General features: G+C 75.9%; 16 protein-coding genes. 10 read left to right on the top strand and 6 right to left on the bottom strand.

Going from position 1 to position 14,846, the window contains the following annotated elements; all coding sequences use genetic code 11:
- Positions 1-83: 83 nt before the first annotated feature.
- Both ACIBQZ_RS14930 and ACIBQZ_RS14935 read left to right on the top strand, forming a co-directional pair.
- Complete coding sequence (locus ACIBQZ_RS14930; RefSeq protein WP_396089154.1) at positions 84-695, top strand: hypothetical protein; 612 nt, start codon at positions 84-86, stop codon at positions 693-695.
- Between the two features lie 99 nt (positions 696-794).
- Positions 795-1,505, top strand: a complete 711-nt coding sequence (locus ACIBQZ_RS14935; RefSeq protein ID WP_396089155.1) for a hypothetical protein — start codon at positions 795-797, stop codon at positions 1,503-1,505.
- Between the two features lie 66 nt (positions 1,506-1,571).
- Here the strand turns inward: ACIBQZ_RS14935 and ACIBQZ_RS14940 are convergent, their stop codons facing one another.
- Positions 1,572-3,194: a diguanylate cyclase domain-containing protein gene (locus tag ACIBQZ_RS14940; RefSeq protein ID WP_396089156.1), complete on the bottom strand. Its 1,623-nt coding sequence runs from the start codon at positions 3,192-3,194 to the stop codon at positions 1,572-1,574.
- Positions 3,195-3,296: 102 nt separating this feature from the next.
- On the opposite strand from ACIBQZ_RS14940, the gene ACIBQZ_RS14945 reads away from it, so the two are divergent.
- The 3 genes from ACIBQZ_RS14945 (at position 3,297) to ACIBQZ_RS14955 (ending at position 7,360) form a co-directional block, all read left to right on the top strand.
- Complete coding sequence (locus ACIBQZ_RS14945; RefSeq protein ID WP_396089157.1) at positions 3,297-3,971, top strand: MerR family transcriptional regulator; 675 nt, start codon at positions 3,297-3,299, stop codon at positions 3,969-3,971.
- Positions 3,968-6,307 (top strand): VIT domain-containing protein, encoded by a 2,340-nt coding sequence (locus ACIBQZ_RS14950; RefSeq protein ID WP_396089158.1) that lies wholly within the window; start codon positions 3,968-3,970, stop codon positions 6,305-6,307. The genes ACIBQZ_RS14945 and ACIBQZ_RS14950 overlap by 4 nt, the downstream gene beginning before the upstream one ends.
- A gap of 159 nt (positions 6,308-6,466) precedes the next feature.
- Positions 6,467-7,360, top strand: a complete 894-nt coding sequence (locus ACIBQZ_RS14955) for a ricin-type beta-trefoil lectin domain protein (protein ID WP_396089159.1) — start codon at positions 6,467-6,469, stop codon at positions 7,358-7,360.
- 117 nt (positions 7,361-7,477) lie between these two features.
- Here the strand turns inward: ACIBQZ_RS14955 and ACIBQZ_RS14960 are convergent, their stop codons facing one another.
- Positions 7,478-7,987: a MarR family winged helix-turn-helix transcriptional regulator gene (locus ACIBQZ_RS14960; RefSeq protein ID WP_396089160.1), complete on the bottom strand. Its 510-nt coding sequence runs from the start codon at positions 7,985-7,987 to the stop codon at positions 7,478-7,480.
- A 97-nt stretch (positions 7,988-8,084) separates the two neighbouring features.
- On the opposite strand from ACIBQZ_RS14960, the gene ACIBQZ_RS14965 reads away from it, so the two are divergent.
- Complete coding sequence (locus ACIBQZ_RS14965) at positions 8,085-8,723, top strand: FMN-dependent NADH-azoreductase (RefSeq protein WP_396089161.1); 639 nt, start codon at positions 8,085-8,087, stop codon at positions 8,721-8,723.
- Positions 8,724-8,730: 7 nt separating this feature from the next.
- Here ACIBQZ_RS14965 and ACIBQZ_RS14970 read toward each other — a convergent pair whose 3' ends face one another.
- Genes ACIBQZ_RS14970 through ACIBQZ_RS14985 form a run of 4 tightly spaced genes read right to left on the bottom strand, consistent with a single transcriptional unit; the run spans position 8,731 to position 11,613 of the window.
- Entirely contained in the window at positions 8,731-9,405 is a 675-nt protein-coding gene (locus ACIBQZ_RS14970) for a glycosyltransferase (protein WP_396089162.1), read from the bottom strand.
- Positions 9,399-10,007: an SAM-dependent methyltransferase gene (locus tag ACIBQZ_RS14975; protein WP_396089163.1), complete on the bottom strand. Its 609-nt coding sequence runs from the start codon at positions 10,005-10,007 to the stop codon at positions 9,399-9,401. Before ACIBQZ_RS14975 ends, ACIBQZ_RS14970 begins: the two co-directional genes overlap by 7 nt.
- Positions 10,004-10,726 carry a PIG-L deacetylase family protein gene (locus ACIBQZ_RS14980; protein WP_396089164.1) on the bottom strand — a complete coding sequence of 241 codons (723 nt, stop codon included), beginning with the start codon at positions 10,724-10,726 and terminating at the stop codon, positions 10,004-10,006. The genes ACIBQZ_RS14975 and ACIBQZ_RS14980 overlap by 4 nt, the downstream gene beginning before the upstream one ends.
- The gene (locus ACIBQZ_RS14985) at positions 10,720-11,613 is read right to left on the bottom strand and encodes an acyl-CoA dehydrogenase (RefSeq protein WP_396089165.1); all 894 of its coding nucleotides are present in this window, start codon (positions 11,611-11,613) and stop codon (positions 10,720-10,722) included. The genes ACIBQZ_RS14980 and ACIBQZ_RS14985 overlap by 7 nt, the downstream gene beginning before the upstream one ends.
- 113 nt (positions 11,614-11,726) lie before the next feature.
- On the opposite strand from ACIBQZ_RS14985, the gene ACIBQZ_RS14990 reads away from it, so the two are divergent.
- From ACIBQZ_RS14990 to ACIBQZ_RS15005, 4 genes are read left to right on the top strand one after another with little or no spacing between them, the layout of a single operon-like run.
- Positions 11,727-12,230: a hypothetical protein gene (locus tag ACIBQZ_RS14990; protein WP_396089166.1), complete on the top strand. Its 504-nt coding sequence runs from the start codon at positions 11,727-11,729 to the stop codon at positions 12,228-12,230.
- Positions 12,231-12,274: 44 nt separating this feature from the next.
- On the top strand, positions 12,275-13,141 hold the full coding sequence (locus ACIBQZ_RS14995) for a DUF4097 family beta strand repeat-containing protein (RefSeq protein WP_396089167.1): 867 nt from the start codon (positions 12,275-12,277) through the stop codon (positions 13,139-13,141).
- Positions 13,138-14,058: an ATP-binding cassette domain-containing protein gene (locus ACIBQZ_RS15000; RefSeq protein ID WP_396089168.1), complete on the top strand. Its 921-nt coding sequence runs from the start codon at positions 13,138-13,140 to the stop codon at positions 14,056-14,058. Before ACIBQZ_RS14995 ends, ACIBQZ_RS15000 begins: the two co-directional genes overlap by 4 nt.
- The gene (locus ACIBQZ_RS15005) at positions 14,055-14,828 is read left to right on the top strand and encodes an ABC transporter permease (RefSeq protein ID WP_396089169.1); all 774 of its coding nucleotides are present in this window, start codon (positions 14,055-14,057) and stop codon (positions 14,826-14,828) included. The genes ACIBQZ_RS15000 and ACIBQZ_RS15005 overlap by 4 nt, the downstream gene beginning before the upstream one ends.
- Positions 14,829-14,846: the final 18 nt, after the last annotated feature.

Below are 14,846 nucleotides of genomic sequence, written 5' to 3' on the forward strand. Positions count from 1 at the left end.
TCCTGCCCGATCAAGCCACGCGGTTCTTGCTATCGCGGCGCGACAGGCGGTGTCAATGCGAGCACGGTGGGCAATCAGAGGCGATGAGACGGTGGCGGGTCGCGACGGCGGACGAGGTACGGACACGGGTACGGCGGGCGGTGGGTGAACCCGCCGGGCGGCCGCCGATCCTCGCGGTGGACGGGCGGGGCTCGAGCGGGAAGTCCACATTCGCCGCCCGGCTGGCCGGGATCTGGGACGGCGCCACCGTCGTGCACACCGACGACATCGCGTGGCGGCACGCCGTGCTGGACTGGGCGGCGCTGCTCAGCGAGGGGGTGCTGAACCCGGTCCGGGCCGGGCGGGCGGTGGCGTACCGGCCGCCGCAGTGGGACGCGGCCGGCCGCCCCGGGGCGATCGAGGTGCCCGCGGAGACCACCCTGGTGATCGTCGAGGGCACCGGCGCGGGCCGCCGGGAGCTGGCACCGGTGCTGGACGCGGTGGTGTGGGTGGAGGCGGCACAGTGCGACGTGGACCGGCGCAACGCCGAGCGGGTCGCCGCGGGCGAGACCACGCCGGCGGACTTCGCCGCCTGGATGGCCGAGGAGAACCCGTTCGTCGAGGCCGAGCGGACCTGGGAACGCGCCGCCTTCCTGGTCGCCGGGTGGCCCGCGCTGCCGCACGACCCGGGCGCCACATTCGTCATCGCGAGTTGAGCCCCGGCCATTCGGTCAGCCGACCCGAACTGTTCGGTTATCCGGGTTTCTGATCTTCGCAAACCTACGATCATGGCAACGTCAACGGCGGGGGTTGCCATGGAATCGACAAGCGCGGACCGGTGGGACAACGCGAGCCGGCAATGGGCGCCACCGCGGCAGAAACGGCGCCCCGCAAACGCCGCCAAAAGCCTTCCCGACGGCTTCGGCGGACGGTCCAACGTGGCCTCCGCCCCCGGCACGCGGCGGCGGGAGACGCCGGCCGGCACGGCTCGGACCTCGGCGCGGCCCGTGGTGGAGACCGGCAAGCCGGCGCTGCGCGCGATCATTCAGGCGGTCGAGGAAATGCGGGAGGACCGGCCGCGGATCTGCGTCGGCGGGCTTTATCTGCAATTCCGCTGCCGGGGCGGGCGGTGGGCGCTGGTCACCCGCGAGGATGTGCGGGTGGCGCTCGCCGGAATCGAATGTGCGGCGCGCCGGGAATTCCTTGCGCCGGGCGGCGCGGAAAGCCCCCGGCGGCCGGCGGCGCGCACTCCGCACGGTTCCTGGCCGCTGTTCCAGCAGGCGGTCGCCGAGCTGGGCGGCCGGGGCGCCGACCCGGCCGGGATGCTCCGGCTGCTGCACGAGCGCGGCTGGCAGCGGGTGGGCCACGACGACGTGGCCCGGGCGCTGCGCCGGATCGGGACGGCCAACACGCCCCGGCACTTCCTGCCCGGACAGTCGCTGCCCGCACCCCGGCAGGCGGCCCCGGGCCTGTGCCCGTCGTGCGCGGTGCCGATCACCGATCTCGGGCTGTGCCGCTGCTCCTGACCCGGGCCGCCCGCCGGCGCGAACCGCGGGCGGCAGACCTGACCGCGGCTCGGCGCGGCGGGCCGGCTACTGGGCGAGGACCAGGGCCAGGCGGCCGGTGCGGGCCTTCTTCGCCGCGTACATCGCGGTGTCGGCGCGGGCGATGAGCGCGTCCGGTGCGCTGGTCGCCGGGTCGCCCCAGGCCACGCCGATGCTCGCCTGCGGCAGCAGGCGCTCCCCGGCCACCTCCAGGCAGCTCTCCCCCAGCGCGGTCAGCAGCGTCTCGCCGATCCGGCGGGCCCGCTCGGCGGTCGCGACGTCGGCGCAGATCACCACGAACTCGTCGCCGCCGAAGCGCCCGACCACGTCGCCGTCGCGGACCGCGGCGCGCAGCCGGCCGGCCACGTGGGTCAGCAGGGCGTCGCCGGCGGCGTGCCCGTACCGGTCGTTGACCTGCTTGAAGTCGTTGAGGTCGATGAAGACGACCGCGGTGCCGCTGGTGCGGCCGGGCCCGGCCAGCGCCTCGCCGAGGGCGTGCAGCGTGGTGGCCCGGTTGCGGCACCCGGTCAGCGCGTCGTAGCTGGCCCGCTGCTTGAGCTCGTCGCGCAGCCGGACGTCCTCGGTGACGTCGGTGAGGCAGACGATCGCGCCGGTGATCTCGCCGCTCTCGCCGGTCAGCGAGCGCAGGCTGGCCCGCACCCGGCGCAGGCCACGCTCGTCGCGGTGGCCGTACTCGACGTCGATGTCGGTGCCGGCGCCGAGCACCCCGGCGAGCGCGTCGTCGATCGCCGGGCGGTCGCCGGGCACGATCGGGCCCAGGTACGCGTCGCCCAGGATGTCGCCGAGCCCGGCGCCGATGGCCCGGGCGGCCCGCGCGTTCTGGTAGACGATCCGCCGGCCGGCGTCGATCTGCACGATGCCCATCGGGATGGTCTCGGTGAGCCGGCGCATCAGCTTCTCGCCGGTCCGCAGCGCCTCCTGGGCGGCCATCTCGTCGGAGATGTCCAGCATCTCCGCGACCACCCGGGGCCGGTCCGGGTCGGCCAGCAGGTTGTAGTTGGTGACCTCGAACCAGATCGGGTGCCCGTCGCGGTGCAGGTGCCGCAGCCGCACCCGGCGCGCCTCACCCTGCGGGCTGGACAGCATGTCCATCCAGCTCGCGATGGCCCGCTGCTGGTCGTCGGGGTGCACCAGGTCCAGCGAGCGGGTGCCGGCCAGCTCGGTGTCGGTCCAGCCGAGCACCAGGGAGATCTCCGGGTCGGCCGAGGTGATCACGGCGACCTGGTCCTTGTGCACGGTGACCAGGCGCGGCTTGATCGGGTCGTGCTGCAGCGTGCTGCCGGCCGGGTGGGCGGACAGGCCGGTGAGGAACACGACGAAGACGCCGTGCCGGTGGGTCATGTCGAGCAGGTGCAGCCGGACCAGCTCGGTCGGCGCCGCCACCGGGTGCACCAGGCAGTTGGCGACGCCCTGGCCGAGCGCCCGCTGCCAGGCCTCGATCGTCATCTTGTGGTCGTCGGCGACGACCAGGCCCAACGCCGACTGCGCGCCCACGATGTGCCGCAGCCCGCCGGTGTCGAGCCCGTCCGGCAGCGGCATGAAAAGGCCCATCGGCGAGACCGCGCCGATGAAGTCGTTCGGGTGCTGCTTCAGCATGGCGGCGTAGATGTCGTCACGGGCGGCCGGATCCAGGCTCACTTCCTCGGGCATACCGCTTGGCATCGGCCGCCGCGGCGGCGACTGTAGCGAAACCTGACGGACATTAGTTGACAGTGTCACGATGACAGTGTCATGGTAGTCAGCGTGTGGACGATGGACGAGTTGGTGGAGCGGGTGCGCCGGGCGCTGGCGGCCGAGTATCCGGGCGCCCCCAACGGCCGGGTGCGCGACGTGCCCGACCGCCGGGCCATCCGGTGGTACACGACCACCGGGCTGGTGGACCGGCCCGCCGGGATGCGCGGGCGCACCGCCCTCTACGGGCCGCGGCACCTGCTCCAGCTGGTGGCGGTCAAGCGCCGGCAGGCACAGGGGCACTCGCTCGCGGCGATCCAGGCCGAGCTGGCCGGCGCCAGCGACGCCGAGCTGACGATCGCGGCCCGCGTACCGGAGGAGCTGCTGGCGGTCGACGCCGACGCCGAGCCGGCGGACGGCCCGGCACGGCCCCGGTTCTGGGCCACCGCCGCGCCGCCGCCGCAACCGGCCCTGGCCGCGCCCACGCCGGTGGCGACCGCCCCCGATCCCGCACCGCACGGTGCCGCCCTGACCGATCCCGCGCCGCAAGCGGTCGCCGGGCCGGTTTCCGCCGCCGCGGTGGTGCGCCCGGTGGGCGGCGTCGCGCTGGGTGGGGGCGCCATCCTCGTGCTTCCGGTACGCCCGGACGCCGCCGACTACCCGGCCATCGCCACCGCCGCCCGACCCCTGCTGGACCTGCTCGCCGCCCGTGGCCTGCTCGCCGGCGACACTCTCGACGATGGGAGCACGTCATGACCATTTCCGTCACGCCGATGGATCCGGCGGAGCTCGGCCGCGTCCGGGTGCTGCCCGACGCCGGCCTCGGCGCCCTGCACACCGACCGGGGCAACCTGCCGCTGGACCGCCTCGACGTGCGGGCGGCCATCACCGGCCTGGTCGCCCGCACCACCGTCACCGCCGAGTACGTCAACGCGCACGACACCCCGCTGGAGGCCACGTACATCTTCCCGCTGCCGGACCGCGCCGCGGTGACCGGCATGACGATGACCGCGGACGGCCGCACGGTCGAGGCCGAGCTGCAGGAGCGGGCCCGGGCCCGGCAGCAGTACGACGAGGCCATCGCGGCCGGGCGGCGGGCGTCGATCGCCGAGGAGGAACGCCCGGACGTCTTCACCATGAGGGTCGGCAACATCCTGCCCGGCGAGCGGGTCACCATCACGTTGTCCCTGGTGGGGCCGCTGCCCTGGGAGGACGGCGCGGCGACGTTCCGGTTCCCGCTGGTGGTCGCGCCGCGGTACGTGCCCGGTGTGCCGCTGCCCGGCCCGGCCGTCGGCTCCGGTCAGGCGCAGGACACCGACGCGGTGCCGGACGCCTCCCGGATCACGCCCCCGGTGCTGCTGCCCGGCTTCCCCAACCCGTTGCGGCTCAGCGTCGGGGTGGAGCTCGACCCGGCCGGGCTGGCGCTCGGCGAGGTCCGGTCCAGCCTGCACACGGTCACCGGCGAGGGCGGCCGGGTGGAGATCGCGCCCGGCGAGCGCGCGGACCGGGACTTCATCCTGCGGCTGCCGTACGCGGGTGACGGCTCCGGCGCGGTCGCCGTGCCGGACCCCACGGCGGCGGGCGACGAGGGCACCTACCAGCTGGTGCTGGTGCCGCCGGAGGACGCCGCCGCGGCCGCCCGGCCCAAGGACGTCGTGCTGCTGCTGGACCGCTCGGGCAGCATGGGCGGCTGGAAGATGGTCGCCGCCCGGCGCGCCGCCGCCCGGGTGGTCGACACGCTGACCACCGCGGACCGGTTCGCCGTGCTCACCTTCGACCACCAGGTCGACCGCCCCGAGGGGCTCGGCAACGGGCTGTCCGAGGCCACCGACCGCAACCGGTTCCGGGCGGTCGAGCACCTGTCCCGCGCCGACGCGCGCGGCGGCACCGAGCTGCTCGTCCCGCTGCGCGACGGGCTCGGCCTGCTGGCCGGCTCCGGCGCCCGGGACCGGGTGCTGGTGCTGGTCACCGACGGCCAGGTGGGCAACGAGGACCAGATCCTGGCCGAGATCACGCCGCTGATCGGCGCCACCCGGCTGCACACCGTGGGCATCGACCGGGCCGTCAACGTGGGGTTCCTGGGCCGGCTCGCCGCGCTCGGCGCGGGCCGCTGCGAGCTGGTGGAGAGCGAGGACCGCCTGGACGAGGCGATGGCCCGGATCCACCGGCGGATCGCCGCGCCGGTGCTCACCGACGTGACCGTCACCGCCGCGGGTTTCGCCGTCGAGCCGGCCGCCCCGCGGACCGTGTTCCCGGGGGTGCCGCTGGTGGTGTCCGGCCGCTACACCGGCGCCGCCACCGGCACGCTGACGGTGCGCGGCCGGACCGCCGACGACGACGAGTTCACCCGCGAGGTCCCGGTGCGCGACAGCGCCGAGCCGGCGGTCACCGCGCAGTGGGCGCGGGCCCGGCTGCGGGAGCTCGAGGACCGGTACCTGACCGGACAGCACGAGCTGGAGCCGGCCATCGTGGCCACCTCGCTGCGCTACGGGGTGCTGTGCCGGTTCACCGCGTACGTGGCGGTGGACAGCCGGGTGGTGGCCGAGGGCGGCGAGGTCCGCCGGGTGACGCAGCCGGTGGAGTCGCCGTCCGGCTGGGCCATGTTCGACCCGTCCGGCGCGCCGGACGCGAAGCGGATGGTGTCGCTGGGATTCGCGGCGGCGGCACCGCCGGCCCCCGCGCCCCAGGCCGGCGGGTTCGCGCCGGCGCGGGCCGCGGCGCGCACCGGGCCCCAGCCGTTCGCCCAGATCCCCGGCGGGCTGCGGGCGGGCGGGGCGCGGGCCAAGGCGGTGGCGCCGGGCGGCTCGCCGCTGACCCTCGCGGACCTCACGGCGATCGTCGCGGTGGAGGCCACCCGGCTGCGCGAGGCCGAGGGGCGTCCCGCCCGGGAACGCCGCGACCTGCTGGCCGACCTGGCCAGCCGGCTCGGGGCGCTGCTGGAGGGGCGCGACGACGCGGAGCTCAAGGCGCTGCGCGACCTGGTCGCGCGGCTGACGGCGGACGGCGGCCTGCCGGAGAAGTGGGCGCTGGCCCGGGAGACCCTGGACGGCTTCGCGCCGGCGCCGCACCGCAAGGCGTTCTGGAAGCGCTGACCGCCGCCCGCGGCCCCGCAAGGCGTTCTGGAAGCGCTGACCGGCGCCCGCGGCCCCGCAAGGCGTTCTGGAAGCGCTGACCGGCGCCCGCGGCCCCGCCCCGCGGGCGCCGAGGCGGTACGGTGCAGGTCGATGTCATGGCACAGGTGATGGGACGCGATGACCGACCGGAACGACGAGGGCGATCCGCTGCTGGTGCGTCCGTACCTCCTGGGTGACCCGGGTGGTACGGCGCCGCCCGCCGCCGGTCCGACGTGGCCGGAGGCGGCGGCGGAGCCCGCCGTGGCGCCGGAGCCGGCCGACGCGACGGTGATCCTGCCGGCGCTCACGCCCGCGCCCAGCCGGCCGGGGCGGCGCCGCCTGCTGCTGGTGCTCGGCACCGTGCTGGTGCTCGTGCTGCTGGGCGCGGCCGCCGCGGTGGCGGCGCTGCTGCCCGAGCCCGGCGTGACGAGCGCCGGGCCGGTCGGCGCCCCGCTGCCCGCCCCGCTGGTCTCCGAGCCGCCGCCGGCCACCACGCCCGCGCCGACCGGCACCACGCGGGAGACGACCGCGGCGAACCGGACCCGGCCCACGAGCAGCCCCACCGCCACCCCGACCTCGACGCCGGCCGCCACCGGCACGAGCACGGCTCCCCCGCCTGCCACCGCCGGCGAGCCCACCCAGATGCTGGTGCCGCCGCCGGGCGACCGGGTCGGCCGGATCCACGGCCCCGGCGGGCTCTGCCTCGACCTCAACGGCGGGGTGGCCGCCGACAACAACCACATCCAGGTCTTCACCTGCAACGACTCGCCCGCCCAGGTGTGGACCCTGGCGGCCGACGGCACGCTGCGGGTGGTCGGCCGGTGCGCCATGGCGGCCGACGACGGCACCGTGCGGATCACCGGCTGCGACGGCCGCCGGTCCGCGCAGTGGCGGGCCGGCCCGGACCGGGCGCTGGTCAACCTCGCCTCGGGCGACTGCCTGACCGACCCGGGCACCGGCACCCGGGTGGGCGCCGGCGTCCGGATCGAGGACTGCTCGGGCGCCGAACGGCAGCGCTGGGAGCTGCCGTGACACTCCCCGGCCCGCGGGCCGGCGGCTAGCTCGGCGCCCCGGCCGCCAGGTGCGGACCGGCCGCCAGGTGCGGACCGGCTCCGCCACCGGGGGCGGCCCGCTTCGGCGGCACCGCGGTCAGCTTGCCGGGGTGGCCGGCCGGTCCGGCAGCGGCCAGGTGTGCCCCGGCTCGACCCGGTCGGCGATGCGGCGGCCGATGTCGCACAGCTCGGCCACCTGATCGGGGCGCAGCGTGTCGAACACGTACCGCCGGACCGCCGCGACGTGGCCGGGTGCGGCCTGTTCGACCACCGCGAAGCCGGCGTCGGTGAGCGTCGCCTCGACGAAGCGGCCGTTGCCGCTGCAGGTCTCCCGGACGATCCAGCCGCGTTCCTCCAGGCGCTTGACCACATTCGACAGCCGGGAGAGCGAGCCGTTGGCGAACTGGGCCAGGTCGCTCATCCGCATCCGCCGGCCGGGCGCCATCGACAGCCCGCCGAGCACCAGGTACTCGAAGAGCGAGAGGCCGCTGTCGCGCTGCAGCTGGGCGTCGAACGCGCCCGGCAGCCGGTGCATCAGCCAGGACAGCGAGATCCAGGCGTCGGTCTCGCCCGGCGTCAGCCACTGCGGTTCGTCCCCTGCTTCCACGAATCCCAGCCTACCGGCGGGCGGGTTGACTTCAAGCTTGAAGCTGAGTTAGCGTCGACTTCAAGCTTGAAGTCAAACGCCGACAAAGGGATGAACCATGACACTGTTCCGGCTGGACGCCAGCATCCGGGCCGAGGGGTCCGCGAGCCGCGAGATCGCCGACATCGTCGAGCAGGAGTGGCTGGCCGCGCACCCCGGTGACCGGGTGGAGCGGCGGCACATCGGCGTCGACGTGCTGCCCGCCGACGCCTGGGGCCACGCCGTCGCCGCCGGCTTCGCGGCGCCCGAGGACCACACCGCCGAGCAGGCGTACGCGGTCAAGCTCGCCACCGCCCTCACCGACGAGCTGGTCGCCGCCGACGCGGTGCTGCTGGCCGTACCGCTCTACAACTGGGGCGTCTCGCAGCACTTCAAGACCTGGTTCGACCTGATCATGACCGACCCGCGGGTCCGCGCGCCCGAGGGCCTGCTGCCCGGCAAGCCGGTCGTGCTGGCCACGGTGCGCGGCGGCGCGTACGGGCCGGGCACGCCCAAGCACGGGTGGGACTACTCCACGCCGTACCTGCGCCGGATGCTCGCCGAGCAGTGGGGCGCGACCGTGACCGTGGTCGAGCGGGAGCTGACCCTGGCCGCGGTGAACCCGGCGATGGCCCCGCTCCGGGAGCTGGCGGCCCAGCAGCACGCCGAGGCGCTGGCCGCGGCCCGGGAGACCGGCCGGGCCTTCGGGGTGGCGTAGCCGCGCCTCAGCGCGCTGACACCTCATCCGCCACGGATGCCAGGTGGGCGGCGAAGCCCGCGGGTGCCCGGGCGACCCCGCGCGCGCTGGTCCGCACCGGGCACCTCCGGTCGAAGACGACCCGCAGCCCGGCCCGGGTGGCCCGGGTGACCAGGTCACGGTCCTCGTCGTGGGTCACCGCGGCGAAGCCGCCCAGACCCGCGTACGCCTGCCCCGCGCACCCCAGGTTGGCGCCGTGCACGTGCCGGCGGGATGCCCGGTAGCCCCGCTCGTACGCGTGCCGCACCGCCTCCGGCCACGGTGTCCAGTCACCCACCTCCACCGTGCCGACCAGCAGCTCGGTGCCGCGCGCCGCGTGCCGGGCGTGCCAGCCCAGCCAGCCCGGCCCGACCCGGCTGTCGGCGTCCGTGGTGGCCAGCCACAGCCCGGCGGTCCCGTGCCGCAGCGCGTACGCCATCCCGGCCGCCCGGGCCGCGCCCACCTTGCCCGCCGCCACGGTCACGACCTGGGCGCCGGCCACGGCGGCCAGCTGGGTGGTGGTGTCGGTGCAGGCGTCGGCCACCACGACGACCTCGGTCGGCACCGCCACCGCGCCCGCCGCGATCCGCAGCGCGGCCAGGCAGCCCGGCAGCAGTTCCTGCTCGTCGTGGGCGGGCACGACAACGGCGAACCGGGTCAGCACAGACCCTCGCGCTGCGCGACCGACCGGGCGGCCGGGGGCGTCCGCGCGAAGACCTCCAGGACGAAGTCGTCCTCGACGTGCCGGACCGTGCGGTCCAGGCCCGGGGTGGCGGCCAGCCGCGCGTGCACCTCGTCGCCGGGGCGGGCGTGCTCGGCGACCGGCCGGCGCCAGTGCACCGCGACCAGGTCCCCGCCGGGTTCCAGGGCGGTGAGCGTACGGGCCACGAGCGTGTCGAGATCCGCGTCGTCGAAGTAGTAGCCGAGCTCGGAGAGCACGATCAGGTCGAAGGTCCCCGCCGGCCACTCGTGCGGCATCCGGGCCCGGGCGACGCTCACGTGCGGCTCGGCGGCGAGCCGGTCCGCGGTGGTCGCGACGGCGGACCCGACGGCGTCCACGGCGAGCAGGGCCTCGCAGCGGGGCGCCAGCCGGGCGGTCAGCATGCCGGTCGAGCAGCCGGGCTCGAACGCGGACCGGTAGCGGGGGCGGGGCAGCGCGGCCACGGTCAGCGTGTGCTTGCGGTTGTCGTACCAGCGGGCCTCGAAGCTCCACGGGTCGGCGCTGGCGGCGTACATCCGCTCGAAGTAGTCCTGCGGGGTGGTCACCCGAACACCACCTCGAACGGCCGGCGGAACCGGGCCAGCACGTGCGGCGGCAGGATCGCGGCGTCGCCCGGCTCCGGCCCGAGGTCGTGGATCTGGCTGGGGAACGCCTGGATCGCCGCCTCCTTGGCGTGCCGGGCGGCTGCCGGCAGGTCCAGCCGGCGGGCCCGGTCCCAGGGCACCCGGTGGTCGCCGGGCTCCGCCCAGTGCCAGGTCCAGATCGGATACTCCAGCAGCCGGGCGCCGGTGGCCGCGCAGGCGGCGGCCGCGGCCCGGCCGACCGCCTCGTGGTCCGGGTGCCCGTCGCCGCGCCAGGTGGCCAGGCACCAGCGGCCCGGCGTGAGCCGTTCGGTGAGCGCCGCGGTCAGCGCGTCCTCGTTGATGCCGCCGTCGGGCTGGCCCAGGTGGACCACCGGGGTGTCCCCCACCCCGAGCCGGCGCAGTGCCTCGGCGGTCTCGTCGCGCCGGAGCGCGGCCAGCCGCGCCCGGGTGTACACGGTGGAGCCGGGGTGCGAGGCCTCGCCGTCGGTCACCGCGACCACCTCGGCATCCCGCAGCAGCGCCAGCAGCCCGCCGACGCCCAGCACCTCGTCGTCCGGGTGCGGGGCCACCACCAGCGGCGGGCCGGGCGGGTCGACGGCCAGGGCGGGCCAGCCGGCGACGGCGGGCCAGGAGCGCCAGCGGGTGTCGTCGGTACCGGCGCCCTCGATCACGGTCACCATGCGGGCGGGTCCTCCTTCAGCAGTTCTCCGAGGTGGGCGAGGTCGGCTTCGGCGTGGCTCTGCCGCAGGTAGACGGTCAGGTCGCTGACCCGGCGGGCGTGCGCGCCGTCGTGGCCCAGCGGCCCGGCGCCCAGGGCCCGGCCGACCCGGTCGATGACCTGGGCGGCGGCGGACTCCACGGTGCAGCGGACCCGGACGGCGAGCTGCTCGGCGTCGGCGCCCGGCTCGGCGTCGATCCGGGCGGCGGCCTCGCGCAGCACGGCCCGGGCGGCGCTCAGCAGCACGTCCACGGCGCCGAGGTGGGCCAGGGCGTGCGGGCCCTGGGCGCGGGCGAGCAGCAGGTCGGCGACGCCGGTCGCGCCGCCGTACCAGCAGGCCGCGACGCCGACTCCGCCGTGCCAGAAGCCGGGGCGGCCGACGTAGGCGCCGGGCCCGCCGACCGGACGGGCCGGCGCGTCGGTGAACCGGACCGTCCGGCTGTCGCTGCCGGCCATCCCGACCGCCGGCCAGGTGCCGTCCAGCGGGACGGCCCAGGGTGCGCTGTTCCGCACGGCGAACAGCCGCACGCCGTCCGGGGCGGCCGCGGTGACCAGCGCGTGCGTACAGGAACCCGCGCCGGAGCACCACGGCCGGTCGCCGGTCAGGGTCCAGGTCCCGCCGTCCGGGCGGGCCGTCACCGACGCCGGCTTGGCCGCCCAGACGCCCCACCGCTGGTCCGGGCCGGCCGGGCCGGTGTCGCCGAGCTCGGCCCGGATCGCCACCGCGTCGGCGTGCCCCTCGGCCAGCCGGGCCAGCACCGGGTCCCGGCGGGCCAGCGCGGCCAGCCGCTCGAAGCGTTCCAGGGTGCGGCCGGAGCCGGGCAGCGGAAGATCAGAAACCTCGTGCACGGCGGGGTGGTACCCCGCCGCCGGAACTTCAACCAACCGACGCGGCAACCGACGCAACAAGCGTGGCGCCATAGTGGCTTTACTTGGCGCCATTGTGGTGCCATAGTGGTGCCATGGACCTCACGTCATACGTCGCCCGCCTGCGCGAGGAGCTCGCCGACGCGGCCGAGCTCGGCGGCCCCGACGCCCGCGCGCTGGCCGACCGGCTGACCGCGCCGATGGACTCGGCCTTCCGGCTCGCCATGCTCGACGCCCTGTCCGCCGCCGCGGACGAGATCACCCGCGACCTCGCGCCCGGCTCGGTGGAGCTGCGGCTGCGTGCCGGCTCCCCCGGCTTCGTGGTCACCCCGCCGCCGGTCGAGCACCCCGGCGCCGAGAGCCCGGCCCCCGCTCCGGCGGAGGCCACCGAGACCCCCGACGACGGCGCCGTCTCCCGGATCAACTTCCGGCTGCCCGACCAGCTCAAGGGCCGGATCGAGGAGGCCGCCGCGCGCGACGGGCTGTCGGTGAACGCCTGGCTGGTCCGGGCGGCCACCGCGGCGGTGCAGACCGGCGACCGGCCGCACACGTCGCGCGCCCCGCTCGGTGGCGACCGCTTCACCGGCTGGGCCCGCTGATGCCGCCCACCGCACCCCCCTTCCTGCCGCGAAAGGACCACGCCATGCCCACCTTCGCCACCCCCGGGCCGATCCGGGCCACCATCGAGATGATCGTCGGCGATCTGCGCGTCGCCGCCTCCGACCGCACGGACACCGTCGTCGAGGTCCGCCCGACCGACCCGCTCGTCACGCTCGACGTGCGGGCCGCCGAGCTGACCCGGGTCGAGTTCACCGACGGCACGCTGCTGGTCAAGACCCCGAAGACGCTCAAGACCCTCGGCATCCTGCGCAAGACCGGCTCGATCGACGTCGAGATCTCGCTGCCCACCGGTTCCCAGGTACGCGGCGATGCGGCGGTCGCCGCGTTCCGTGGCACCGGCACCCTCGGCGAGGTCCGGATCCGCACCGCGACCGGCGACGTGGAGGTGGAGCACGCCGCCGCCCTGACCGTGACCACCGCCGGCGGTGCCATCGTGGTGCAGTCGGTTGACGGCGACGCGCACGCCACCACCGCGACCGGCGCGATCCGGCTCGGCGCCGTCGGTGGTCGGGTGACGCTGAAGAACTCCAACGGCGACAGCTGGATCGGCTCGGCCGGCGGCGACCTGCGCGCCCGGGCGGCCAACGGTGACATCGTCGCCGGGCAGGCGCGCGGCGACGTGGACGCGGCCTCCGCCAACGGCAGCATCCGGATCGGCGCGGTGCACCGGGGCTCGGTGGCCGTCCGGACCGCCGCCGGCGAGCTGGAGGTCGGCATCGCCCGGGGCACGGCCGCCTACCTGGACCTGCACACCCAGTACGGCAAGGTGCTCAACCAGCTCGACGGCACCGGCGCCCCGGAGCCGGGCGAGCACAACGTGCAGCTCCGCGCCCGCACCTCGTTCGGCAACATCATCGTCCGCCGCGGCGAGCCCGGGGAGAGCCGATGATCTCCGTGACCGGCCTGCGCAAGGCGTACGGCGACCACACCGTCCTGGACGGCATCAACCTGCACGTCCCGGCCGGCACGATCTTCGCCCTGCTGGGGCCGAACGGCGCCGGCAAGACCACCACCGTGCAGATCCTCTCCACGCTGATCGACGCCGACGCCGGCGAGATCCGGGTGGCCGGCCACGACCCGGCGACCGAGCCGGACGCGGTCCGGGCCGCGATCGGCGTCACCGGGCAGTTCGCCGCGGTCGACGGCCTGCTCACCGGCCGGGAGAACCTGATCCTGATGGCCGACCTGCACCACCTGGGCCGGCACGCGGGCCGGCGCCGCGCGGACGAGCTGCTGGCGCAGTTCGACCTGACCGACGCCGGCGGCAAGCCGGCGTCCGCCTACTCCGGCGGCATGCGGCGGCGGCTGGACATCGCGATGGGCCTGGTCGGCACGCCGCGGCTGGTGTTCCTGGACGAGCCGACCGCCGGGCTGGACCCGCGCAGCCGGCAGGCGATGTGGCAGACCGTGCGGCAGCTGGTCGCCGGCGGCGTGACGGTCTTCCTCACCACCCAGTACCTGGCGGAGGCGGACCAGCTCGCCGACCGGATCGCGGTGCTGGACGGCGGCCGGCTGGTCGCCGAGGGCACCGCCGACGAGCTCAAGCGGCTGGTCCCGGGCGGGCACGTGACGCTGCGCTTCCCCGACGGGCCGGCGCTGCGGGCCGCGGCCGTGGCCCTGGAGGCCACCGACGTCGACTCCGCCCAGCTCACCCTCCAGGTGGCCGGCGACGGCAGCGTGCGCTCGCTGCGCGCCCTGCTCGCCACCCTGGACGAGGCCGGCGCCGAGGTGGAGACCCTGACCGTGCACACCCCCGACCTGGACGACGTCTTCCTGGCCCTGACCGCGAAGGAGCCCGTGCGATGACCACCTTGAGTTTGGCCGTGCGTGACTCGAACACGATGCTGCGCCGCAACCTGCGGCACATGCAGCGCTACCCGGCGATGATCTTCTACCTGGCCGGGATGCCGGTGATCTTCCTGCTGCTGTTCGTCTTCGTCTTCGGCGGCACGCTCGGCGCCGGCCTGGGCGGTGGCCGCACCGAGTACCTCGGGTACGTGGTGCCGGGCATCCTGCTGATGACCATCGGCGGGGCGGCGGCCGGCACCGCGGTCTCGGTCGCCACCGACATGACCGAGGGCATCGTGGCCCGGTTCCGCACCATGGCCATCGCCCGGGTCGCGGTGCTGACCGGGCACGTGCTGGGCAGCATCATCCAGACCCTGGTGAGCCTGGCCATCGTGCTGGCGGTGGCGCTCGCGATCGGCTACCGGCCCACCGCGGACCCGGTCGCCTGGCTCGCGGTGGCCGGGGTGCTGACGATGACCTCGTTCGCGATCACCTGGCTGGCCACCGCGCTGGGCCTGGTGGCCAAGACGGTGGAGGAGGCGAGCAACACGCCGCTGCTGCTGAGCCTGCTGCCGTTCATCGGCAGCGGCTTCGTGCCGACCGGGTCGATGCCGGCCGGCCTGCGGCAGTTCGCCGAGCACCAGCCGTTCACGCCGATCATGGAGACCCTCCGGGCGCTGCTGACCGGGGCCCCGGTGGGCAACCAGCTCTGGTGGGCGATCACCTGGTGCGTGGCGATCGCGCTGATCGGCTACCTGTGGGCACGCAGGCGTTACAACGCCCGCTGACACTCACCGAGGCGGCCC

It is taken from the genome of Actinoplanes sp. NPDC049599 (assembly GCF_044465625.1).
Lineage (GTDB): Bacteria > Actinomycetota > Actinomycetes > Mycobacteriales > Micromonosporaceae > Actinoplanes.